We start from the raw sequence: 23,607 nt of genomic DNA, 5'->3' as shown, positions 1-23,607 counted from the left end.
CGCGAACCCCCCGCCCCCTCCCGGCGCGGTCCTCCAGGACCGCCTGGCCGGCTGGGTCTCCGACCTCACCACCCTGCACGAACTCACCGAACGCCTGGCCCGCACGGCCGTGCTCGACGAAGCGCTCCAGGAACTGCTGCGGGCCGGCGCCGCCCTGGTGGGTGCCCGGCGCGGCCTCGTCGTCCTGGAACCGGGCGACGGACTCGGCCCGGACACCACCATCGGCCTGGGCCTCGCCCGCGCCGACCTCGGCCACATCGAGACGGTGCCGCGCAGCGCCCTGTCCTACGGCCGGATCCTCGACGGACTGCCGGGCGGTGAGGGCGGCATCGCCGAACCGGACCTGTTCGCCCTGGAGGGGCTCGATCCCCGTCATCGCGAGGTCGCGGCCCGCCTCGGCTACGCCGCCAGCTACGCCCTTCCCCTGACCACCGACACCGCCGGCCGCCTCGGCGTCGCCGTGTGGCTCTACGACGAACCCGCTGAACCGGGCGAGCGGCAGCGCCACCTCGCCGGCCTCTACGCGCGGTACGCCGCCGAGCACCTGGCCCGCCTCCTCGAACTGGAACGCACCCGCACGTCCATGGCCACGATGTCGGACGAGCTGCTGCCCGCGCGGCTGCCCCGGGTCGCCGGCGTCCAGCTTGCCGCCCGGCACCGCACCGGTCCGCGCGGCGGCGGCGACTGGTACGACGCCCTGCCGCTGCCCGACGCGGCCCTCGGCCTCGCGGTCGGGTCCGTCACCGGGTCGGGCCCGAGCGCGGTCGCGGCGATGGGGCGGCTGCGGGCGTCGCTGCGCGCCTACGCCGTGATGGAGGGGGAGGACCCGGTCGCCGTCCTGTCCGACCTGGAGCTGCTGCTGCGGCTGACCGAACCGGCACGCTCGGCCACGGCCCTGTTCGGCTACTGCGAACCGGCCGCGCGCAAGATCACGCTGGCCGGGGCCGGGCACAGCCCGCCGCTGCTGATCGGACAGCGCCGCACCGAGTTCGTGGAGACGTCCGTCTCGGCCCCGCTGGGCATGCTCGCCTGCTGGGAGGCGCCCAGCGTGGAGGTCCTCGCCGAACCCGGAGAGACGGTTCTGCTCTACACCGACGGCCTGCTGCACCGCACGGGCGAGGCCACCGACCGCGCCTTCGCCCGGCTGCACGCGGCCGCCGCCGGTGTGCCCCGAGCCCTGCGCGGCGACCCCGGCGCGATCGCCGACCACGTCCTGCGGAGCGTCCTGCCGGACGGGCTGGACGCGGCGGCGGGTGCGGAGGACGTCGTCCTGCTGGCGGTCCGGTTCGAATAACGCTCCTCGTCACCGCCCCGGGGCCGCTTCCGCGCCGCCGTAGAGTGGACGGTGGTCCAGTGCCGTACCGAGGAGGATGACCGTGGCCGAGGAGCTCACACCGGCGACCCCGGACGAGAGCGAAGAGCCGATCAAGCAGCGGAAGAACGGACTGTACCCGGGCGTGTCCGACGAGCTGGCCGAGAACATGAAGAGCGGCTGGGCCGACACCGAGCTGCGCGACCTGCGGCCCATCCCCCAGGCCGCCGAGACCGCGGCCCGCAGGGCCGCGCTCTCCGCGCGCTTCCCGGGCGAGCGTCTGGTGATCCCCGCGGGCAACCTGAAGACCCGCTCGAACGACACCGAGTACGCCTTCCGCGCGTCCGTCGAGTACGCCTACCTCACCGGCAACCAGACAGAGGACGGCGTCCTGGTCCTGGAGCCCACGGCCGAGGGCCACGAGGCGACGATCTACCTCCTGCCGCGCTCCGACCGCGCCAACGGCGAGTTCTGGCTGGACGGCCAGGGCGAACTGTGGGTCGGCCGCCGCCACTCCCTCACCGAGGCCGGGACGCTGTACGGCATCCCCGCCTCCGACGTGCGCGAGCTGGCCGGCGCCCTGCGCGAGGCCACCGGGCCGGTGCGGGTCGTGCGCGGCTACGACGCCGGCATCGAGGCGGCCCTGACCGACAAGGTCACCGCCGAGCGCGACGAGGAGCTGCGGGTCTTCCTGTCCGAGGCCCGCCTGGTCAAGGACGAGTTCGAGATCGGCGAGCTCCAGAAGGCGGTCGACTCGACCGTGCGCGGCTTCGAGGACGTGGTGAAGGTCCTCGACAAGGCCGAGGCGACCTCCGAGCGGTACATCGAGGGCACGTTCTTCCTCCGCGCACGGGTGGAGGGCAACGACGTCGGCTACGGCACGATCGCCGCCGCCGGGCCGCACGCCTGCACGCTGCACTGGGTGCGCAACGACGGGGCCGTGCGCTCGGGTGAGCTGCTGCTGCTCGACGCGGGTGTGGAGACGCACACGTACTACACGGCCGACGTGACGCGCACCCTGCCGGTCAACGGGCGGTTCGACGAGATCCAGCGCAAGATCTACGACGCCGTCTACGAGGCCCAGGAGGCCGGGATCGCGGCGGTGCGGCCGGGCGCGAAGTACCGCGACTTCCACGACGCCGCCCAGCGGGTGCTGGCCGAGAGGCTCGTCGAATGGGGGCTCGTCGAGGGGCCGGTGGAGCGGGTGCTGGAGCTCGGGCTGCAGCGGCGTTGGACGCTGCACGGGACCGGGCACATGCTCGGTATGGACGTGCACGACTGTGCCGCGGCGCGGGTCGAGGCGTACGTCGACGGCACGCTGGAGCCGGGGATGTGCCTGACCGTCGAGCCCGGGCTGTACTTCCAGGCCGATGACCTGACGGTGCCGGAGGAGTACCGGGGCATCGGTGTGCGGATCGAGGACGACGTCCTCGTGACGGAGGACGGGAACCGGAATCTGAGTGCGGCGCTGCCCCGGCGGTCCGACGAGGTCGAGGCGTGGATGGCGGCCGTCAAGGGCTGAGTGTCGTCCGCGGGTGCGTGGGGCTGGTCGCGCCCTGGCGGCGGAGCCGCACCGTGACTCAGCCCGGCGCCCCACATGCTTGACGCGCGGCCCCCTCGGTCAAGAAACAGCAGGTCAGCGTTAGTTGACGTATGAGATCATGGCCGACCTTGCCGGGCCGATTCGGGGAACGGGCGCGATCATCATGAAGAACGTTCAGACGGCGCTGACCATGCAGGACGCCATCCTCACCCTGCAGAAGTACTGGAGCGACAACGGCTGCATGATCACGCAGCCGCTGAACACCGAGGTCGGAGCCGGTACGGCCAACCCGGCCACGGCACTGCGGGTGCTCGGTCCCGAGCCGTGGAGCGTCGCCTACGTCGAGCCGAGCGTGCGGCCGGACGACTCGCGCTACGGCGAGAACCCCAACCGGCTCCAGACCCACACCCAGTTCCAGGTGATCCTCAAGCCCGACCCGGGCAACCCGCAGGAGCTCTACCTGGGCAGCCTCCACGCCCTGGGTGTCGACCTGAACGCGCACGACGTGCGCTTCGTCGAGGACAACTGGGCCTCGCCCGCGCTCGGCGCCTGGGGGCTGGGCTGGGAGGTCTGGCTGGACGGCATGGAGATCACCCAGTTCACCTACTTCCAGCAGGTCGGCGGCGTCGCCCTGGACCCGGTGTCGGTGGAGATCACCTACGGGCTCGAACGCATCCTGATGAACCTTCAGGGCGCGTCCCACTTCAAGGACATCGCGTACGCGCCGGGCATCACCTACGGCGAGGTGTTCGGGCAGAACGAGTACGAGATGAGCCGCTACTACCTCGACGACGCCGACATCGACACCAACCACCGGCTGTTCGAGTCGTACGCGGCCGAGGCCCGGCGCCTGCTGGACCTGGAACTGCCCGTCCCCGCGTACACGTACGTGCTGAAGTGCAGCCACACCTTCAACGTGCTCGACGCGCGCGGTGCGATCAGCACCACCGAGCGGGCCAAGGCGTTCTCGCTGATGCGTGGCCTGACGCACGAGACGGCCAAGCTGTGGGAGCGGCGGCGGGCCGCGCTGGAGCATCCGCTCGGGCTGGCGGCGGCGCCGGCTCCGGCCGAGCGGGCCATGCTGCCCAAGGTGCCCGGCACCGAGACGCTGCTCTTCGAGATCGGCGTGGAGGAACTGCCCTACGCGGATGTCCCCGCCACCACCGAAGCGGTGCGCGAGTCGGTCACCGCCAAGCTCGCCGCGACCCGGCTGGGGCACGGCGCGATCACCGTGATGGCGACACCGCGCCGGATCGTGATCACGGTCGACGGTGTGCAGCCGCGCGAGCGGGACACCATGCGGACCGTGCGCGGGCCCAAGGTCGCCGCCGCCTACAAGGACGGCGCACCCACCCCCGCGCTCCTGGGCTTCGCCCGCAGCCAGGGCGCCGAACCGGCCGATGTGCGCGTGGTCGAGGCCAACGGGGTCGAGTACGTGGCGGTCACCCGGCACGAAGAGGGACGCCCTGCCGTGGAGGTGCTCAGCGCGCTGCTGGCCGAGGTCGTCTCCGGGCTGCGGGCTGGGCGCAACATGCGCTGGAGCGACCCCGGGCTGTCGTTCTCGCGTCCCGTGCGCTGGCTGCTCGCGCTGCTGGGGCGTACTCCCCTGCCCGTGGTGGTCTCCTCCCTCTCCGCGAGCGACACGACGCGGGTGCAGCGGCAGGCCCCCTATCCGGAGGTCCGGGTGACCTCCGCCGAGGGCTATCCGCACTTCCTGCACATGCACGGCATCCTGCTCGACCGCGAGGCCCGGCGCGGCGCGGTCGTGCGCGGTGCCCTGGAGGCCGCCGCCGAGGTGGGCGGGCACATCGACGTGGAGGGCCAGGCCGGACTGATCGACGAGATCACCGACATCCTGGAGTTCCCGTACGCCGTGCGGGGCTCGTTCGACGAGCGCTACCTCGAACTGCCCGCGAGCGTCCTGACCACCGTGATGCGCAAGCACCAGCGCTATCTGCCGGTGCTGGACGGCGAGCGGCTCATGCCGCACTTCGTGACCTTCGCCAACGCCCTGTGCGACGACGACGTCGTGCGGGCGGGCAACGAGGCGGTACTGAGGGCCCGTTACGAGGACGCCGCGTTCTTCTGGCGGGCGGACCTGAAGGTGGCGCCGGAGGAGTTCCGGCGGCGGCTGGACAAGCTGACCTTCGAGGACCGCCTCGGCACGGTCGCCGACCGAGCGGTCCGGCTCGCCTCCCTCGCCCAGGACCTGGCCGGACGGGCCGGGCTCACGGAGGAGTCGGTGGAGGTCGTGCGGCGGGCCGGTGCCCTGGCCAAGTTCGATCTGGCGTCGCAGATGGTGATCGAGTTCTCCGGGCTGGCCGGGGTCATGGCGGAGGAGTACGCCCGCCGGGCCGGTGAGTCCGCCGATGTCGCCCGGGCGCTGGCCGAGATGGAGCTGCCCCGCTCCGCGGGAGGTGCCCTGCCGGCCGGGGACGCGGGTGCCGTGCTGTCCCTGGCCGACCGGTTCGACCTGGTGACGGGCATGTTTCTGATCGGCGCGGCACCGACCGGGAGCTCCGACCCGTACGGGGTGCGCCGGGCGGCGATCGGGCTGCTCAACGTGTTGCGCAGCCTGCCCGCCGTGGCGGGGGTGCGGGTGAGCGAGGGGCTGCGCGCGGCGGCCGTGCGGTACGCCGCGCAGGGCGTCGAGGTGCCCGCCGAGCGGGTCGCCGAGGCAGCCGAACTCATCACCCGGCGCTATGAGCAGCAGCTGACCGACGCCGGGCACGAGCACCGGCTCGTCCAGGCCGTACTGGTGTGGGCCGACCGGCCCGCCCACGGCGACCGGACGCTGGCCACGCTGGAGCGGCACATCGGCAGCGAGGCGTTCGAGGCGCTCGCGGCCGCGTTCCAGAGGGTGGTGCGCATCCTGCCCGAGGGCGGTGCCGAGGCGGCGGATATGTCCCTGCTGACCGCGCCCGCGGAACTGCGTCTCGCCGAGAGCGCCCAGGCCGTACGGCAGGCGCTGCAGGGGCGGGAGGACGATCTCGGAGCCCTGATCGAGGTCTCCGCCCCTCTGGTCGAAGCGATCGGCGTCTTCTTCGACGAGGTGCTGGTGATGGACCCCGACCCGGCGGTCCGGGCGGCGCGGCTGGCGCTGCTGACGGAGGTGGCGGGGCTGGCGCGTACGACGCTGGACTGGGGAGCGCTGTAGGGCGGCCGGTCACAGGCGGTGTTTCACGTGAAACACCGCCCTCGCCGGGAAGGTCAGACCGCGATCAGCGGGGCGCCGGAACGCCACTTCAAAATTTTGTCGAAGCTCACCACGGCTCCGCCCCGGCCTGACTTGTTCCCGATGCGGACGTGGTCGGCGAGTTCCTCGATGAGGCACAGCCCCCTGCCGTTCTCCGCGTCGGAGTGCGCGGGGCGAACCGGTGGACGGGGCCGTCCGGCGGAAGCCGCGGGGAATCCCGGGCCCGCGTCGGCGACCTCGATGCGGCACTTCTCGCCGTCGAGGTACGCGGTGACCCGGTACGCCTCCGAACCGGGGCCACGCCCTGTGTCCCCGCCGTGCTCCACGGCGTTCGCGCACGCCTCGCTGAGAGCGACGGACAGGTCGTAGGAGATGTCGGGGTCGACGCCCGCGGTCTCCATCGTGCCGATCAGCAGGCGGCGGGCGAGCGGCACGCTCGCAGCTTCGCGCCGCAGATGGAGTGACCACCAGATGCTCATGCTCCAGCCTCCTGGCTGCGGCTCGACATACCGTTACGTATTGCCCTCACTGCCCGTGTGTAAGCGTGAAGTTGACGTGACGCCGCCCATACGGCGGATGCGTGCTGGTCCTGATCGGTGTATGTGAGGGCAGACATCGGCGCATCTGGGGGCGTGCGGGACCAGAGCGTGACGTTCCGGTCGTACGGCATCTTGTGGACCTGCCGCACGGTGCTTGCGGGGCCAGTGCGATGATGAGCCCGCCATGTCTGCCCCCCACGCGCGCGCGACGCGCTCCGGACACACGCTCCGGATCCTGCGGGCCGCGGTGTTCGCCGCGGTCTGCGTCGTGCTGGCCGGGGCAGGTCACGCGATCGCCTCCTGCGACGGCATTCCGCTGTGGACGCTGGGCGCCGGGTTCCTCGGGGTGATCGCGGTGACGGCCCCGCTCGCCGGGCGCGTGCGCTCACTGGCGGGGATCACGGGAATGCTCGCGTTCGGCCAGATGGTGCTGCACACGCTGTTCGGCCTCGGCCAGCACGGTACGGCCGCCGTCACGCCCTCGGTGCCGACGGGCGGAAGCGATGCCGCACTCGTCCAGCAGGCCGCACGGTTCTTGTGCGGCACGACGGCGGCGGCGATCAGCCCGGCACAGGCCCACAGGATCCTCACCGAAGCCCGGATCCAGCCGTCTCCGGGAGCGCACACGCATCTGCCCGCGGACGCCGTGTCCGAGTCGGCCTCGCTCTGGCCGTCCCTGCCGATGCTGCTCGGCCACGTCCTCGCGGCGCTCGCCGCAGGCTGGCTGCTGCGCCACGGCGACCTGGCTCTGCTGCGGCTCACGCAACTGTCGGCGCAAGGAGTCGCCGAGGGGGCGCTCGTGCGTTCCCTGCGGGCCGCTCTGGCGCTGGTACGCGCCCTGCGCGCCGGGTTCCCGCGAGCCCCCGCGGCCCGCCCGCGCCCGGTGTGCGCCGCGCGGCCCGTACTCCCGATGCCTCGCACCATGGCCCTCCAGCACACGGTCATCCGGCGCGGCCCGCCGGCCTCCACGGCTTCCGCAGCCGCACTCGCCCTCGCCGCCTGACGCGACGCGATCACCACCACTCCGCTCCCGCGGAGGAGGGGCCGCCGTCGTGCGGCGCGCGCGTGTGCGCGCGTTCCTCCTTCCACATCCAGACCGAATCACAGCGGAGTGCTCCTTCCATGAAGGCTTCCCGTATCGTCGCGGCCTGTGCCGCCGCCGGTGTCAGCGTCCTCGCCCTGTCCGCCCCCGCTTTCGCGCACGTCACCGTGCAGCCCGAGGGCACGGCCGCCAAGGGCGGCTACGCGGTCGTGAACTTCAAGGTCCCCAACGAACGGGACGACGCCTCGACCACCAAGCTCGAGGTCAACTTCCCGACCGACCACCCACTGGCCTCCGTCATGCCGGAGCCCATGCCCGGCTGGAAGATCAAGGTCACCAAGTCCAAGCTGGACAAGCCGCTGGAGATGCACGGCGAGAAGATCACCGAGGCCGTCACCAAGGTCACCTGGACCGCGGACGGCAAGGGGATCGAGCCCGGCTACTTCGAGAAGTTCCCGCTCTCCGTCGGCCAGCTGCCCGAGGACACCGACGAGCTGGTCTTCAAGGCCCTGCAGACGTACTCCAACAAGGAGGTCGTCCGCTGGATCGAGGTGCCGCAAAAGGGCCAGGAGGAGCCCGACAACCCGGCCCCGGTGCTGGAGCTGTCCGCCGCCTCCGAGGACGGGCACCACGACTCGGCGGCCGGTGACGACTCCGACGCCAAGTCGGCCGAGAAGGCCTCCGCCGAGACGGCCGCCTCCGACTCCGCCTCCTCCGACGGCACCGACACCACCGCCCGCGTACTGGGCATCGTCGGCATCGTGGTCGGCGCGGCGGGTGTCGCCTACGGCGTACTCGCCGGGCGTCGCCGCACCAGCGCCTGAGGCTGCTTCCGTTGACGGCGCGCGCCGGATCCCCGCCTCCGCGCGAGGCACCCCGGCGCGTGCCGGGTCACCGACATCTGGGACATTTTTCTATGCGCACCAAGACCTTCGCCGCGGCCGCTCTGCTCGCCGCCGCCTCCCTGACCCTGACCGCCTGCGGCAGCGGCGACGACAGCAACAAGCCCGTCGCCGTGGTGTCGGAGGAGGCAGGTGCCGACAAGGCCGCCACCGTCCTCGACAAGCCGTTCGAGAAGCCGGACCTGGTCCTCACCGACACGCAGGGCAAGAAGTACGACCTCCGCAAGGAGACCCAGGGCAAGCCCACGCTGATCTACTTCGGCTACACCCACTGCCCCGACGTCTGCCCGCTGACGATGAACAACATCGCCGTCGCCAAGAAGCAGCTCCCCAAGGCCGAGCAGGACGAGCTGCGTGTGGTGTTCGTCACCACCGACCCCGAACGCGACACCTCGGCCGAGCTCGGCAAGTGGCTCAAGGGCATCGACCCCGGCTTCGTCGGCCTCACGGGCGACTTCGCGACCATCCAGGCCGGCGCCCGCACCCTCGGCATCTCCATCGAGCCGACCAAGAAGGACAAGAACGGCAAGCCCGTCTCCGAGCACGGCACCCAGGTCATCGCGTTCTCCCCGAAGACCGACGGCGGCTACGTGCTCTACGGCGAGGACGCCACCGTCGACGACTACACCAAGGACCTCCCCGAGATCGTCAAGGGGGAGAACCCGTGAGGCCCAGGCTCGGCCCGGCCGCCCTCGTCATAGCCGGAGCCCTGGCCCTCGCGGGCTGCGGCGGCTCGGACTCCGGCGTCGACAGCGACTCGGGGAAGGCGGAACTCTCCGTCGGCTCCGCGTACATGCCGCAGCCGGTGTCCGACGGCATGGCGGCCGGCTTCCTCACCGTCACCAACAAGGGCGGTGCCGCCGATGACCTGACCTCGGTCACCAGCGACATCGCCGGGCAGGTCACCGTGCACGAGACCGTCGACGGAGCCATGCGGGAGGTCAAGAGCCTGAAGATCCCCGCCGACGGCCGGCTGGAGCTGAAGAGCGGCGGCGACCACCTGATGTTCGAGCAGCTCAAGCGCAAACCGAAGGAAGGCCAGACGATCTCCGTCGAGCTGCACTTCGCCCACTCCGGCCCCATGAAGGTCGAGATGCCGGTGAAGCCCGCGACCTACACCCCGAAGACCGGACACTGAGGGAGGGACCGCTGTGACGCTGACCATCGCCCCCCGGGTCCGGACACTGGTGCTGCTGCTCCTGGCCGCGGCCTGCGCACTCCTCGCCGGAGCCGGCCCGGCCTCCGCGCACGCCGCGGTGACCGGCAGCGACCCCGGTCAGGGGGCGGTGGTCGACAAGGCCCCGGCCCGGATCTCGCTCACCTTCTCCGAGCAGGTCGCGCTGTCCGACGACTCGCTGCGCGTGCTCGACCCCGAGGGCAAGCGCGTCGACACCGGCAAGCCCTCCAACGTCAGCGGCACGACGTACGCCGTTCCGCTGCACTCGGGCCTGCCCGACGGCACCTACACCGTGGCCTACCAGGTCGTCTCGGCGGACAGCCACCCCGTCGCCGGCGCCTACACCTTCTCCATCGGCGCCCCCTCCAAGACGTCCGTGTCGGTCTCCGGGCAGTCCGCCGACGACGGGATCGTCGGCTGGCTGTACCGCTTCGGCCGCTACGTGTCGTACGCCGGGTTCACCGTGATGGCCGGCGGCGCCGCCTTCGTGCTCGCCTGCTGGCGGCGCGGTGCCGGGGTACGGCCCGTGCAGCGGTTCGTCGTCTCCGGATGGGTCGCGCTCACTGCGGCGACCCTCGCCCTGCTGCTGCTGCGCGGCTCCTTCACGGGCTCCGGGAAGGCCGCCGACATCTTCGACCTGTCCCTGCTCGGACAGGTGCTCCAGACCAAGACCGGCGCGGCCCTGGTGTCCCGGCTGCTGCTCCTCGCCGCGGCGGCCCTGTTCATCGCCGTGCTCTTCGGGGCGTACGCCCGCCCGTCTCCCTCCACCACCCTGACCGACGGCGCTTCGCGCCGGCAGTCTGATCCAGAGGAGGACGCCCAGGAGAAGCGGGACCTGACCTTCGGGCTCTCGATCGGCGGCATCGTCGTGGCGGCCGGGCTCGCGGCGAGCTGGGCGATGTCCGAGCACGCCTCGGTCGGCCTCCAGGCGGGCATCGCCATGCCGGTCGACGTGCTCCATCTGCTGGCCGTCGCCGCCTGGCTCGGCGGACTGGGCGCGCTCCTGGTCGCCCTGTACCGCGCACCAGCCGATACGCCTGTCGATCGACCGGCTGTACGCCGCTTCTCCCAGGTCGCCTTCGGCAGCGTCCTCGTCCTCATCGCGACCGGCACGTACCAGTCCTGGCGCCAGCTCGGCTCCTGGTCGGCCTTCACCGACACCCGCTACGGCCAGGTCCTGCTGGCCAAGATCGGCCTCGTCGTCGTCATGGTCGGCGTCGCGTGGATCTCGCGCCGGTGGACGGGACGGCTGGCGGAGACGGCACCGGCCGAGGCAGCGGTGGTACGCGAGAAGGAACGGGTCGGCGCGGGGTCTGAGACCGCCGGTGACGCCGACATCACCGCCACCGGCGACGGGGACGCCCCCGCGGAGGGCGACAGCGACCTCGGCACCGACGAGCACCCCGGCACCGAACGCGCCGCACAACTCGCCCGGCAGCAGGCCGCCCGGGACGCCGCACGGCAGAAGCGGATGCGGGACGCCGACCCGAACCGCTTCGGACTGCGGCGCTCCGTGCTGGCCGAGGCCGGCATCGCGGTCGTGCTGCTCGCCGTCACCACCGTGCTGACGCAGACCGAGCCGGGACGCACCGAGCAGGAGGCCAAGGCGGCCTCCTCGTCCTCCGCGTCCGCCTCGTCCGGCACGGGCGCGTCCGGGGCGCTGACCCTGAACATGCCGTTCGACACCGGAGGCGAGGACGGCAAGGGCATCGTCACGATCGACCTCGACCCCGCACGCGTCGGCGACAACGAGATGCACGTCTTCGTGGAGCGGCCCAACGGAAGGGCCTTCGACATCCCCGAGGTGAAGGTCGAGTTCACCCTCAAGGCCAAGGACATCGGGCCCCTGCCCGTCGTCCCCGACCACATCGCCACCGGACACTGGTCGGCGAACGGAGTGCAGATCCCCCTGGCCGGAGACTGGCAGGTCGACGTGACCGTGAGGACCTCCGACATCGACGAGGTGACCGTCTCCAAGAACGCTCAGATCGGCTGAACGACCATGCCTGACCAGTCCCTTCCGAAGGCCCGTACCCCCGAGGTCCCCCCGCGGGAGAGTAAAGCGGCACCGGCGCACGAGGACATCTCACGGCGGCGGCTGCTCGGCACCGCCGGTGCCACCGGGCTCGTCCTCGGCACGGCGGGCGCCGCCGTGGGGTACGCCGCCGCTCCCTCCGAAGCCGCGGCTCCGCTCACCTCGCTCGGTACGGACCGGGCGATGTTTCACGGGAAACATCAGCCCGGCATCACCGACGGCCTCCAGGCACGCGGCCACGTCGTGGCCTTCGACCTGGCGGCGGGCGCCGGGCGCAAAGAGGCCGCCGCCCTGCTCCGCCGCTGGTCACAGACGGCCCGGCGGCTGATGGCGGGCGAGCCGAGCCCTCACGAGGACACCGACGTGGCCCGCGACGCCGGACCCTCGTCCCTGACGATCACCTTCGGATTCGGCCACAGCTTCTTCGCCCGGACGGGTCTGGAGAAGCAGCGGCCCAGCGCCCTGGACCCGCTGCCCGAGTTCTCCTCGGACCACCTCGACAAGAACCGCAGCAACGGCGATCTCTGGGTGCAGATCGGCGCCAACGACGCCCTGGTCGCCTTCCACGCCCTGCGCGCGATCCAGAAGGACGCGGGCCGGGCCGCCAAGGTGCGGTGGCAGATGAACGGCTTCAACCGCTCACCCGGCGCCACCTCCCACCCCATGACGGCCCGCAACCTGATGGGCCAGATCGACGGCACCCGCAATCCCAAACCGAGCGAGCCCGACTTCGACCAGCGCATCTTCGTCCCCGAAAAGGGTGAACCGGCCTGGATGGCGAACGGCTCCTACGCCGTCGTACGCCGGATCCGCATGCTCCTGGACGACTGGGAGAAGCTGTCCGTCAGGGCGCAGGAGGACGTGATCGGGCGCCGCAAGTCCGACGGGGCGGCCCTGTCCGGGGGCACGGAGACGACCGCGATGGACCTGGAGAAGACGGACGTCAAGGGCAACCTGGTCGTCCCGATCAACGCCCACGCCCGCATCACACGGCCCGACCAGAACGGCGGCGCTGCGATGCTCCGCCGCCCGTTCTCCTTCCACGACGGCATCGACCCCGACGGGGTACCCGACGCGGGCCTGCTCTTCATCTGCTGGCAGGCCGATCCGCTGCGCGGCTTCGTGCCGGTGCAGCGCAAGCTCGACCGCGGCGACGCCCTGTCGCAGTTCATCCGGCACGAGTCGAGCGGGCTGTTCGCGGTGCCGGGCGGGGCCGCCGAGGGCGAGTACGTGGGGCAGAAGCTGCTGGAGGGGTGAGAGCCGGGCTCTGTACGGGCTTGTGGGGGATGGCGCTTCCGCGGGCCCATTAGGGTGAGGTCATGCCAGCGAGCTATGCGTATCTCGGCCCCGAGGGCACCTTCACCGAAGTCGCCCTGCGCACGCTTCCCGAGGCCGCCACCCGGGAGCTGATCCCGTACGTGTCCGTGCAGTCCGCACTCGACGCGGTACGCGCCGGCGAGGCCGAGGCCGCGTTCGTGCCGATCGAGAACTCCGTCGAGGGCGGCATCACCACCACCCTGGACGAGCTGGTCGCCGGCGCGCCGCTGATGATCTACCGCGAGGTGCTGCTGTCGATCACCTTCGCGCTGCTCGTCAGGCCCGGCACGGAGCTGTCGGACATCAAGACCGTCTCCGCCCACCCGGCCGCGCAGCCGCAGGTGCGCAACTGGCTGAAGAAGCACCTGCCGGACGCGCACTGGGAGTCGGCCGCCTCGAACGCGGACGCCGCCCGCCTGGTCCAGGAGGGCCAGTACGACGCCGCCTTCGCGGGTGAGTTCGCGGCAGCCCGCTACGGCCTCGAAGCCCTGGAGACCGGGATCCACGACGCGGAGAACGCCCAGACGCGGTTCGTGCTGGTCGGCCGCCCCGCCCGGCCCGCGGCCCCGACCGGCGCGGACAAGACCTCGATCGTGCTGTGGCAGCGCGACGACCACCCCGGCGGCCTCCGGGACCTGCTGGGCGAGTTCGCCACCCGCGGCATCAACCTGATGCTGCTCCAGTCCCGGCCCACCGGCGCGGGCATCGGCAACTACTGCTTCTGCATCGACGCCGAGGGCCACATCTCCGACCGCCGGGTGGCCGACGCCCTGATGGGCCTGAAGCGGATCTGCCTCCAGGTGCGCTACCTCGGCTCCTACCCGCGCGCGGACGTGCGGCCGGGGGATGTGCAGCCGCCGCGCCTGGGGACCTCCGACGACGAGTTCATGTCGGCGGCCGACTGGGTCGCACAGTGCCAGGACGGCCGCTTCTAGGGCGGTCCTACCTGCCTATTGTCGTTATCCACAGAAGTTTTCCACAGGTCCGCTTCTCGACCTGGGGACAAGTCGACAACGAACCGTGAGGCAGTCGACAAATCGCCCTACAGGCCCTTGATGCATCCATCAGCGGGCAGGTCACCCTTCGTCCATCGTTTTCCCTTGCGTAACTCTTAGGGGTGACCTATTTCCACTCGAAAGTGAGGGTAAAGCGGGTTTGCGAGGGGAATTCTGAGGGGTGACCGGGCCTTCCGGAGTGATCAATTCCGAAGTCCACAGATCTTCCCCACAGCCTGTGGATAACTTTGCGGGGTGCAGGGATCCCTGTGGACAACTCAAGCCCAAGTCCCGCTAGCCGCAAGGGATTCACGTCAATGCGACGCCCTGCGGATGCCCCACACCGGGGACAGGGGGTCTTTTTGTTGACACCGCACGTAATTCGCTCATAACGGTACGTATGCCGCGCCGACCATAGTGAGTCGTGGGCGGTCACCCCTCACCGGTAGCCTGGGGCGCGTGATTGACCTTCGCCTGCTCCGTGAGGACCCCGACCGTGTGCGCGCTTCGCAGCGCGCCCGTGGAGAGGACGTCGCGCTCGTCGACGCCCTTCTGTCTGCCGACGAGCGGCGCAGGTCGTCCGGCGTCCGCTTCGACGAGCTGCGCGCCGAGCAGAAGGCGCTCGGCAAGCTCATCCCCAAGGCGGCCGGCGACGAGAAGGCCGAGCTACTGAAGAACGCGGGCCAGCTCGCCGCCGACGTCAAGGCGGCCGACGCGGACCGCGACGCGGCCGCGACCGAGACGCAGGAGCTGCTCCAGAGGCTCGGCAACCTCGTCCACCCGGACGTGCCCGTGGGCGGCGAGGAGGACTTCGTCACGCTCGAGACACACGGCACGATCCGCGACTTCGCCGCCGAGGGCTTCGAGCCCAAGGACCACCTGGCACTCGGCCAGAGCCTCGGCGCGATCGACGTCGAGCGGGGCGCCAAGGTCTCCGGCTCGCGCTTCTACTTCCTGACGGGCGTCGGCGCCCTGCTGGAGCTCGCCCTGGTGAACGCGGCGATGGCGCAGGCCACCGCGGCCGGCTTCACCCCGATGCTGACCCCGGCGCTGGTCCGTCCCCAGTCCATGGCGGGCACGGGCTTCCTCGGCCAGGCAGCGCAGGACGTCTACCACCTCGCCGACGACGACCTCTACCTGGTCGGCACGTCCGAGGTGGCGCTCGCGGCCTATCACATGGACGAGATCCTCGACTCCGACCGTCTCCCGCTGCGCTACGCGGGCTTCTCGCCGTGCTTCCGCCGCGAGGCCGGCTCGCACGGCAAGGACACCCGGGGCATCTTCCGGGTGCACCAGTTCGACAAGGTCGAGATGTTCTCCTACGTCGCTCCCGAGGACTCGCAGGCCGAGCACCAGCGCCTGCTGGAGTGGGAGAAGCAGTGGCTCACCTCGCTGGAGCTGCCGTACCGCGTGATCGACGTGGCGAGCGCCGACCTCGGTGCGTCGGCCTCCCGCAAGTTCGACTGCGAGGCGTGGATCCCGACCCAGGGCAAGTACCGCGAGCTGACCTCGACGTCGGACTGCACCGAGTTCCAGTCCCGCCGTCTGTCGATCCGCGTCCGTGAGGGCAAGCAGGTCCGCCCGCTGGCCACGCTCAACGGCACGCTGTGCGCCGTCCCGCGCACGATCGTGGCGATTCTCGAGAACCACCAGCAGGCCGACGGTTCGGTGCGCGTGCCCGAGGTGCTGCGTCCTTACCTGGGTGGCCGGGAGGTCCTGGAGCCGGTGGCCAAGTGAGCGACACGGCTTCCCCGGGCGCCTTCCCTTACCGGCTCGTCGCCACCGATCTCGACGGGACGCTGCTGCGCTCCGACGACACCGTGTCGCCGCGCACCCGTGACGCGCTCGCCGCTGCCACGGCGGCGGGTGCCGCGCACATCGTCGTCACCGGCCGCGCCGTCCCGTGGACCCGGCACATCCTCGACGACCTCGGCTACCAGGGCCTGGCCGTCTGCGGCCAGGGCGCACAGGTCTACGACGCCGGCGCGCACCGCCTGCTGACGTCGGTGACACTGGACCGGCAGCTGGCCGGGGTGGCGCTGGCCAAGATCGAGGCGGAGGTCGGCCCGCTCCACCTGGCGGCGAGCCGTGACGGCCTGGACGGCGAAGTGCTGGTGGGCCCGGGCTACGCGGTCCAGGGCACCCTGCCCGCCACGCCCTTCACGGACGCGTCCGACCTGTGGACCGCGCCCCTGAACAAGCTGTACATCCAGCACCCGACGCTGACCGACGACGAGCTCTGCGAGGCGGCGACGCGCACCGCCGGCGGTTTCGTCACCGTCACGATGGCGGGCGCGGGCATCGTCGAGCTCCTCCCCCTGGGGCTGTCCAAGGCGACCGGGCTGTCCCTGGCGGCCCGCAGGCTCGGGATGAAGGCGGCCGACACGATCGCCTTCGGGGACATGCCCAACGACATACCGATGTTCGCCTGGGCTTCCTACGGCGTCGCCATGGCGGACGCCCATGAGGAACTGAAGGCGGTGGCCGACGAGGTGACGGCCTCCCACGACGAGGACGGCATCGCGGTGGTGCTGGAGCGGTTGCTGGGCTGAGCGTCGGGCCGGTCACCCGTCGGTGTGCGATGTTCGGCGGAGGATGCACGAATCGAACGTGCGCGGGCTTTTCAGGCCCGACCTTGGCTTAGCAAGCCAGTGCCTTACCACTCGGCCAATCCTCCGGGTGGGCGGCCCACGCGATGTGCGACTCGCGTGCTCGAAGCGGCCGCCCCGGGCAGCTCCCCGTGTGGGGCGGGTTCTACGGAGAGGTGGCGACTACTCCGGGTCCCGCCGCGGGCTGCCCTGAAGGGAGCTGGACGTACTGCCGTGCATGGACATCGTCCCGCTCCTCTCCCAGAACGTGGCGCCGGCTTCTCGCCGGCCGTGATGACAACCACTGTGCCTGCCGGGTGAATCGGACGCCACCGATTAAATCGACGCCGGATCGGCGGCGGTCCGGCTACTTCCTGCGCCACCTGCGCCGCCGGACCTTGCTGAAGAACCAGCCCGCGGGGGGCTCGTCGGAGCGCCAGGGCTGCGGCTGTGGCTCCTCGCGGCGCCACTTCGCGGCGAGCATCCGCGCGCGGGCGGACGGCTCGGAGGTCCCGGCGGAGCGTATGAAGTCCTCGTCCAGTACGACCCCGTCGAGGTCATCCGGGGCTTCGCCCCGGGACCCGGGCCCAGGCCGGGCCCCGTTCCGCGGCTCGCTGGTGGGCTGCCCGCCGCCGTCGTCGTACTGAGCCCTCTCGCCCGCCATCCCCGTCCCTCCCAGCCGTCCAACTCCCGTTGTTCCCCTACATGCCGTGCGCCCAGTGTGCCCGGACGGGGGTGAAGCCCCCGTCAAGGCCGGGGCACGTCACTCCTCGCCGGCGAGCGTCAGGGAGCGCAGCTTCTGCCCGGCGAACCAGGTGGCCAGCACCGTGACGGCCACCAGCAGCACCGTCGCCGTGGTCAGCCCCACGTCCGAGGAGACCAGGTCCCCACCGGACACCTTCTGGGCCACCGCCAGCGACCACTGCTGGACGCTCAGCGTGCGCGCACCCGGCACCAGGGAGCCGAACAGGGCCTCCCAGACCAGCGCGTAGACCAGCCCGAACACCACCGCGTGCCGGGAGACCGTGCCGAGCAGCAGGAACAGGGCCGCGTAGGCGATCGACGCGACCAGGGCGGCCACCGTGTAGGCGACGGCGACCTGCTGGCCGTTGCCGTTCAGGATGAAGCCGGCGATGAGCGTCGGCACCGCGGAGAACACCATGGTCACCGCGATCGCGACGATCAGCTTGGTGAAGATGATGGTCGGCCGCTTGATCGGCTTGGACAGCAGGTACACCACCGAGCCGTCGTCGATCTCCGGCCCGATCGCGCCGGTTCCGGCGATGACGCCGATGATCGGCACCATCGTGGCGAGGGCGAGGCCGCCGAGCAGATCCGCCGCCGTCTGGTCGTCCGCCCCGGCGAGGAAGCGCACCACCACCGAGATGGCGATGAGCAGCAGCGGCAGGGCTCCGAGGATGAGGGCCCGGCGCCGGCCGAGCAGGGCCCGGTAAGTGAGCCGGGCGACTGTGGGGTCGTACATCAGGGCCTCCTACGCCGCGACCAGGTACGAGAACACGGACTCGAGGGACTCGTCTGACGGCGAGACCGTGAGCAGCCGGATGCCGTGGTCCCTGGCGACCTTCGGCAGAAGGGCCGTGAAGCGGCCGAAGTCGACGGCCTGGATGCGCAGCGCGCCCTCGGCGACGTCCACCTCGATACCGGCCGTCGACGGGTCGGCGATCAGCGCGGCCGCGAGGGCGCGGTCGTCGCTGGAGCGCACCAGGTAGCGGTGCGGCCGGTCGGTCATCAGGCGGCGGATCTTGCGGAAGTCCCCGCTGGCGGCGTGCCGCCCGGCGACGACGACCTCGATGTGCCAGGCGAGTTGCTCGACCTCTTCGAGGATGTGGGACGAGAACAGGACCGTGCGGCCCTCGTCGCCCATGCGGCGCAGCAGGTCCATCAGCTGCATGCGCTGGCGGGGGTCCATGCCGTTGAACGGCTCGTCCAGCAGGAGCAGGGAGGGGTCGTGGACCAGGGCGGAGGCCATCTTCACGCGCTGGCGCATGCCCTTGGAGTACGTCTGGATCTTGCGGTCCTGCGCGTGCTCCATCTCGACCGTGGCGAGCGCCTTCTGGGCCGCCTTGGCGCCCAGGCCGTGCAGCTCGGCGTTGGCCAGGACGAACTCCTTGCCGGTGAGGAAGTCGTACATCGCCTCCCGCTCGGGGACGACGCCGATGTGCCGGTAGATCTGCTCGTTGCGCCACACGGCCTGGCCGTCGAGGGTGACGGTGCCGGTGGAGGGGGCCAGGAAGCCGCCCATCATGTTGATGAGGGTGGACTTGCCGGCGCCGTTGGGACCGAGCAGGCCCGTGACGCCGGGGCCGATGGTCATGGTGATGTCGTTGACGGCGACCACGTTGCCGAACCAGCGGGAGACGTGGTCGATGTTGAGCGTGGTCACAGTCCCACCTTCTTGTAGCGGCGCATCAGGAGGCCGTAGCTCGCCGCGATCAGGCCCAGGGCGACGAGGACGTAGACGACGCCCTCGGCCGTGCTCGGGCCCACCCCGCTGGGGGAGGCGGACGTCGCGCCCAGGAACGCGGACTGCACACCGTCGACGATCGTGATCGGCGAGAACAGCCCGATCCACGGCACGGCGTCGCCGCTGCCCTGCGCGTCGGCGATGGCCTGGAGGGTGGAGACCGCGCCGTAGGTGATGGTCAGCACGGCGATCACGGCCGCGATGCCGAAGCCGCGGCGCGGGGTGAAGGACGCGATGACCAGGCCGATGCCGGCGAAGAGCAGTGAGAGCAGTGCCACGGAGACCAGTCCCTGTGCGAATCCCTTGGTCTGGTCGGCGAAGTCCAGCTTGGCCAGCAGCGCGCCCACGTAGAGCACGAGCAGGGGTGCGGCCGTGAGGATGAACAGCGCCGAGGCCAGTGCCGCGAACTTGGCGCGGACGTAGTCGGCGGTCTCGATCGGCCGCGAGAAGTACAGCGGAACGGTCTTGAAGCGCAGGTCCCGCGAGACCGACTGGGGTGCCTGCGAGGCGACGTACAGGCTGATGACCGCCTGCATGACGATCGCGTAGCGCGTGTAGTCCAGGGGCAGGGCGTTGGCCTTGGTGGCGACCGCGACGGCGACCATGATGGCCCCGGGCACGCACATCACCACGAAGAGCAGCATCGGCAGCACCTTGGACTTCACCGAGCGGCCGAGGCCGTAGGAGCCACGCAGGGACTGCGAGTACAGGGAGCGGCGGGCGTAGGCACGGCCGAGGCGCGGGCCGTCGTAGCTGCGGTAGCCGATGTTGTGGATGCGGGTCTGGTCGCCCGGTGCCGGGGCGGATGTCCCCGTGGAGTGCTCAACCGCCATGGCCGACCGCCTCCTTCCGCTGCTCGCGCTCGTCGCTGCTGGTGAAGACCTCGGAGATGTGGTGCCGGCGCTGCTCCATGCGCACCAGGCCGAGTCCGAGGTCCGCGATCAGGTCCCGGACCAGGTCGTACGTCTCCTCGCCCTGCGCGGTGAGCAGCAGAACGTGGCCGGCGCCCGGCAGGCCGCTGCCGTCCTCGACGCTCACTCCGCGCCCGAGCAGCGCCTCGCGCACCGCGCGGGTGCCGTCGGGGTGCTCATCGGTGTCGGTGACCTCGATCGCGAGGGTCGTGGTGGTCTGCGTGAAGTCCGTGGTGGAGCTGGAACGCAGGAGCTTGCCGCCGTCGACGACGACGACGTGGTCGCAGGTGCGCTCCAGTTCGCCGAGGAGGTGGGAGGTGACCAGGACCGAGATGCCGAAGTCGGTGTGGATGCGGCGGATCAGGCCGAGCATCTCGTCGCGGCCTACCGGGTCGAGGCCGTTGGTCGGCTCGTCGAGGAGGACCAGCTGCGGGTCGTGGACGAGGGCCTGCGCGAGTTTGACGCGCTGCTTCATGCCCGTCGAGTAGCCGCCGATGGGCCGGTACCGCTCCTCGTACAGGCCGACGTGGCGCAGGGTGTCGGCCGTGCGCTCGCGCGCGGCGGTGGGCGGCAGGCCGGACATGCGCGCCATGTGGACGACGAACTCGGTGGCCGAGACGTCCGGCGGCAGGCAGTCGTGCTCGGGCATGTAGCCGACCCGCTCGCGGATGGCGGCGCCCTTGGTGGCGACGTCGAGACCGAGCACTTCGGCGCGGCCCTCGGTGGCGGGGGACAGACCCAGCAGGATCTTGATCAGTGTGGACTTGCCGGCTCCGTTGGCGCCGACGAGTCCGGTCACACCGGGTCCGACGTCCACGGAGAGCCGGTCAAGCGCGGTCACCCGGGGGAACCGCTTGCTCAGGCTTTCGGTCGCGATCACAGTCACCCTTCGAAGGTAGGGGCCGTACGCGTGGCGGTCGTCACTCCGCAGAGCTGTCTTCGGGTCAGCCCTGAGTATTACGGGCCCCTAGGGGAGCTGGTTCTTCGGAGTTACCACGCCCGGGAAGCCTCTATTGACGAACTCTCTAACAACTGCCAGATTCGCCGGATGACGTTGCTGACGGGCGCGCGGGAGCGCTGGGTGCGGACCGGCGAAGTCGAACTGTGTGTGGCCGAGATGGGTGATCCGGGGCGGCCCACGGTCGTCCTGGTCCACGGCTACCCCGACAGCAAAGAGGTGTGGTCCGAGGTCGCCGGGCGGCTCGCCGGACGCTTCCACGTGGTGGCGTACGACGTCCGCGGCCACGGCCGGTCGACGGCGCCGAGGCCGCTGCGGGGCGGGTTCACCCTGGAGAAGCTGACGGACGACTTCCTGGCCGTCGTGGACGCCGTGAGTCCGGACGAGCCGGTGCACCTGGTGGGGCACGACTGGGGCTCGGTGCAGGCCTGGGAGTTCACCACCGTGCAGCGCACCGAGGGGCGCATCGCCTCCTTCACCTCGATGTCCGGGCCGTCCCTCGACCACTTGGGCCACTGGATCGCCCGGCGCGTGAAGCGGCCCACCCCGCGCCGGGTCGGCCAGGTCCTCGGGCAGGGCGCCCGGTCCTGGTACGTGTACCTGCTGCATACGCCCGCGCTGCCCGAGCTGGCCTGGCGCGGCCCGCTCGGCACGCGCTGGCCACGGATGCTGGAGCGCGCCGAGAAGGTGCCCCGGGGCGACTACCCCACCGCGTCCCTGCCGTCGGACGCGGCCCACGGGGTCTGGCTGTACCGGGACAACGTCCGGCCCCGGCTGCGCGCGCCACGCCCGGACGCGCACGCCCACGCGCCCGTGCAAATCATCACGCCCCTGGAGGACCGGTTTCTCTCGGAGCGGCTCCACGACGAACTGGAGCAGTGGGTTCCGCAGCTGACCCGCAGGACGATCCAGGCGGGGCACTGGATCCCGCGGACCCGCCCGGACCGTCTGGCCTCCTGGATCGAGGAGTTCGTGACGTCCGTCGGGAGCGGGCGGCCCCCGGTGGTGGCGAGCGGCGAGCACGCCGAACGCTTCGGCGGGCAGCTCGTGCTGGTCACCGGAGCGGGCAGCGGCATCGGGCGGGCGACGGCGCTCGCGTTCGCCGAGGCCGGAGCGCGCGTCGTGGCCGTCGACCGGAACGCCGAGGCGGCGATGCGCACCGCTGAGAAGTCCCGCCTGCTGGGCGCCCCGGAGGCATGGGCGGAGACGGTCGACGTCTCCGACGAGCGGTCCATGGAGAAGCTCGCCGAGAAGGTCACCACCGAGTACGGAGTGGTGGACGTCCTCGTGAACAACGCCGGGATCGGACTGTCCGGTTCCTTCTTCGACACCACGCCGGAGGACTGGAAGAAGGTCCTCGACGTCAACCTGTGGGGTGTCATCCACGGTTGCCGGCTCTTCGGCCGGCGGATGGCCGAGCGTGGGCAGGGCGGCCACATCGTCAACGTGGCGTCGGCCGCGGCGTATCAGCCGTCCCGGGCCCTGCCCGCCTACAGCACCTCCAAGGCGGCCGTACTGATGCTCAGCGAGTGCCTGCGTGCGGAGCTGGCAGGCCAGGGGATCGGCGTGACGGCGGTGTGCCCCGGGTTCGTCAACACGGCCATCACCTCGACGGCGCACTTCGCCGGGGTCGACTCCCAGGAGGAGAAGCGGCTGCAGAAGCGCGCCGCCCGTCTGTACGGACTGCGCAACTACCCGCCGGAGAAGGTCGCCCGTGCGATCCTGCGGGCGGTGGCGCGCGATGAGGCGGTGGTGCCGGTGACGCCCGAGGCGCGGGGCGCGCGCTGGCTGTCACGGTGGGCGCCGGGGGCGCTCCGGGGCCTGGCGCGGGTGAAGCCACCGGTGTGAAGTGAGGTGCCAAAACCCGTGCGGTGGCGGTCAGTTGTCCACAGAACCGCCAATTCCCCTGTGGATAACCATACTTGGCTGTGGATCAAACCTCCGGAGTGAAACTCGATCGCGTGATGCGCGTCTCTCCCGCACCCTGGAGGGATGGACGAAAGACGCACCGTGAAGGTGTCGAAGTACTTGTCGAAGCATCTGCGCCACCAGCCGGAACGCATCGGGCTCACGCTCGACGAGGCCGGCTGGGTCGAGATCGACACGTTGATCGCCGCGGCCGCAGCGCACGGCTTCCGGTTCACCCGCGACGAACTTGACCACGTCGTCGCCACCAACGACAAGCGGCGTTTCGCCATCGAGGGGACGCGGATCCGCGCCAGCCAGGGCCACAGCGTGGCCGTCGACCTCGGGCTGGCGTCGGCCAGCCCGCCCGCGCACCTCTACCACGGCACCGTCGCCCGCACCCTGGATGCGATCCGGGCCGAGGGGCTCCGCCCGATGAACCGGCACGCCGTGCATCTCTCGCCCGACCGGGAGACCGCGACCCGTGTCGGAGCCCGCCGCGGGCAACCGGTCGTGCTCGGAGTGGACGCGTCCGCCATGCACGCCGACGGCCACGTCTTCCACGTCAGCGCCAACGGGGTGTGGCTCACTCAGGCCGTACCACCTCGCTACCTGCGCTTTCCCGGACCACACTGACCTGGTGGTGACCAGAGACGCACGGTGACTGGTTTCACGTGAAACACAGGTGGCCCCCCGGCTCCC

At 71.2% G+C, this 23,607-nt stretch carries 20 protein-coding genes and 1 tRNA gene; 14 read left to right on the top strand and 7 right to left on the bottom strand.

Going from position 1 to position 23,607, the window contains the following annotated elements:
* The 3 genes from C1J00_RS05865 to C1J00_RS05855 form a co-directional block, all read left to right on the top strand.
* Nucleotides 1-1,294, top strand: a 1,294-nt coding sequence (locus C1J00_RS05865; RefSeq protein ID WP_245936220.1) for a PP2C family protein-serine/threonine phosphatase, incomplete at its 5' end; no start/stop codon positions are given.
* A gap of 82 nt (nucleotides 1,295-1,376) precedes the next feature.
* Nucleotides 1,377-2,834: an aminopeptidase P family protein gene (locus C1J00_RS05860; RefSeq protein WP_102907965.1), complete on the top strand. Its 1,458-nt coding sequence runs from the start codon at nucleotides 1,377-1,379 to the stop codon at nucleotides 2,832-2,834.
* Between the two features lie 184 nt (nucleotides 2,835-3,018).
* The gene (locus tag C1J00_RS05855) at nucleotides 3,019-6,012 is read left to right on the top strand and encodes a glycine--tRNA ligase (protein ID WP_102907964.1); all 2,994 of its coding nucleotides are present in this window, start codon (nucleotides 3,019-3,021) and stop codon (nucleotides 6,010-6,012) included.
* Nucleotides 6,013-6,065: 53 nt separating this feature from the next.
* On the opposite strand, the gene C1J00_RS05850 is transcribed toward C1J00_RS05855, so the two are convergent.
* On the bottom strand, nucleotides 6,066-6,530 hold the full coding sequence (locus C1J00_RS05850) for an ATP-binding protein (protein ID WP_102907963.1): 465 nt from the start codon (nucleotides 6,528-6,530) through the stop codon (nucleotides 6,066-6,068).
* Nucleotides 6,531-6,774: 244 nt separating this feature from the next.
* On the opposite strand from C1J00_RS05850, the gene C1J00_RS05845 reads away from it, so the two are divergent.
* From C1J00_RS05845 to C1J00_RS05805, 9 genes are all read left to right on the top strand, one after another.
* A complete protein-coding gene (locus tag C1J00_RS05845; RefSeq protein ID WP_102907962.1) occupies nucleotides 6,775-7,593 on the top strand; it encodes a hypothetical protein in 819 nt (272 codons plus the stop codon).
* Between the two features lie 119 nt (nucleotides 7,594-7,712).
* Nucleotides 7,713-8,456: a YcnI family copper-binding membrane protein gene (locus C1J00_RS05840; RefSeq protein ID WP_102907961.1), complete on the top strand. Its 744-nt coding sequence runs from the start codon at nucleotides 7,713-7,715 to the stop codon at nucleotides 8,454-8,456.
* 92 nt (nucleotides 8,457-8,548) lie between these two features.
* On the top strand, nucleotides 8,549-9,202 hold the full coding sequence (locus C1J00_RS05835; protein ID WP_102907960.1) for an SCO family protein: 654 nt from the start codon (nucleotides 8,549-8,551) through the stop codon (nucleotides 9,200-9,202).
* Nucleotides 9,199-9,672, top strand: a complete 474-nt coding sequence (locus tag C1J00_RS05830) for a copper chaperone PCu(A)C (RefSeq protein ID WP_102907959.1) — start codon at nucleotides 9,199-9,201, stop codon at nucleotides 9,670-9,672. The genes C1J00_RS05835 and C1J00_RS05830 overlap by 4 nt, the downstream gene beginning before the upstream one ends.
* Before the next feature lie 13 nt (nucleotides 9,673-9,685).
* The gene (locus C1J00_RS05825) at nucleotides 9,686-11,707 is read left to right on the top strand and encodes a copper resistance CopC/CopD family protein (RefSeq protein ID WP_102907958.1); all 2,022 of its coding nucleotides are present in this window, start codon (nucleotides 9,686-9,688) and stop codon (nucleotides 11,705-11,707) included.
* Nucleotides 11,708-11,713: 6 nt separating this feature from the next.
* Nucleotides 11,714-13,003, top strand: a complete 1,290-nt coding sequence (gene efeB / locus C1J00_RS05820; RefSeq protein WP_102907957.1) for an iron uptake transporter deferrochelatase/peroxidase subunit — start codon at nucleotides 11,714-11,716, stop codon at nucleotides 13,001-13,003.
* 62 nt (nucleotides 13,004-13,065) lie between these two features.
* A complete protein-coding gene (gene pheA / locus C1J00_RS05815; RefSeq protein WP_102907956.1) occupies nucleotides 13,066-13,998 on the top strand; it encodes a prephenate dehydratase in 933 nt (310 codons plus the stop codon).
* A 519-nt stretch (nucleotides 13,999-14,517) separates the two neighbouring features.
* Nucleotides 14,518-15,795: a serine--tRNA ligase gene (serS, locus tag C1J00_RS05810; RefSeq protein WP_102907955.1), complete on the top strand. Its 1,278-nt coding sequence runs from the start codon at nucleotides 14,518-14,520 to the stop codon at nucleotides 15,793-15,795.
* Nucleotides 15,792-16,610, top strand: a complete 819-nt coding sequence (locus tag C1J00_RS05805) for an HAD family hydrolase (protein WP_102907954.1) — start codon at nucleotides 15,792-15,794, stop codon at nucleotides 16,608-16,610. The genes serS and C1J00_RS05805 overlap by 4 nt, the downstream gene beginning before the upstream one ends.
* A gap of 37 nt (nucleotides 16,611-16,647) precedes the next feature.
* Here C1J00_RS05805 and C1J00_RS05800 read toward each other — a convergent pair.
* From C1J00_RS05800 to C1J00_RS05775, 6 genes are all read right to left on the bottom strand, one after another.
* Nucleotides 16,648-16,735, bottom strand: a tRNA-Ser gene (locus C1J00_RS05800).
* A gap of 278 nt (nucleotides 16,736-17,013) precedes the next feature.
* Nucleotides 17,014-17,310 carry an SGM_3592 family protein gene (locus C1J00_RS05795; RefSeq protein ID WP_102907953.1) on the bottom strand — a complete coding sequence of 99 codons (297 nt, stop codon included), beginning with the start codon at nucleotides 17,308-17,310 and terminating at the stop codon, nucleotides 17,014-17,016.
* A 99-nt stretch (nucleotides 17,311-17,409) separates the two neighbouring features.
* Nucleotides 17,410-18,129, bottom strand: coding sequence for an ABC transporter permease subunit (locus C1J00_RS05790; protein ID WP_102907952.1), 720 nt, complete (start codon nucleotides 18,127-18,129; stop codon nucleotides 17,410-17,412).
* Between the two features lie 9 nt (nucleotides 18,130-18,138).
* On the bottom strand, nucleotides 18,139-19,050 hold the full coding sequence (locus tag C1J00_RS05785; RefSeq protein WP_102907951.1) for an ABC transporter ATP-binding protein: 912 nt from the start codon (nucleotides 19,048-19,050) through the stop codon (nucleotides 18,139-18,141).
* Nucleotides 19,047-19,964: an ABC transporter permease gene (locus C1J00_RS05780; protein WP_102907950.1), complete on the bottom strand. Its 918-nt coding sequence runs from the start codon at nucleotides 19,962-19,964 to the stop codon at nucleotides 19,047-19,049. Before C1J00_RS05780 ends, C1J00_RS05785 begins: the two co-directional genes overlap by 4 nt.
* Entirely contained in the window at nucleotides 19,954-20,922 is a 969-nt protein-coding gene (locus tag C1J00_RS05775; protein WP_102907949.1) for an ABC transporter ATP-binding protein, read from the bottom strand. The genes C1J00_RS05780 and C1J00_RS05775 overlap by 11 nt, the downstream gene beginning before the upstream one ends.
* A 168-nt stretch (nucleotides 20,923-21,090) precedes the next feature.
* Between C1J00_RS05775 and C1J00_RS05770 the strand changes: the two genes are divergently transcribed.
* Nucleotides 21,091-22,848 carry an SDR family oxidoreductase gene (locus C1J00_RS05770; protein WP_102907948.1) on the top strand — a complete coding sequence of 586 codons (1,758 nt, stop codon included), beginning with the start codon at nucleotides 21,091-21,093 and terminating at the stop codon, nucleotides 22,846-22,848.
* Nucleotides 22,849-22,992: 144 nt separating this feature from the next.
* Nucleotides 22,993-23,541, top strand: coding sequence for an RNA 2'-phosphotransferase (locus C1J00_RS05765; protein ID WP_102907947.1), 549 nt, complete (start codon nucleotides 22,993-22,995; stop codon nucleotides 23,539-23,541).
* Nucleotides 23,542-23,607 lie beyond the last annotated feature (66 nt).

The sequence above is a fragment of the Streptomyces cahuitamycinicus genome (assembly GCF_002891435.1).
GTDB classification, from domain to species: Bacteria; Actinomycetota; Actinomycetes; order Streptomycetales; family Streptomycetaceae; genus Streptomyces; species Streptomyces cahuitamycinicus.
The sequence above is the reverse complement of the archived record's forward strand: the minus strand, read 5'-3'. Positions and strand labels throughout refer to the sequence as shown.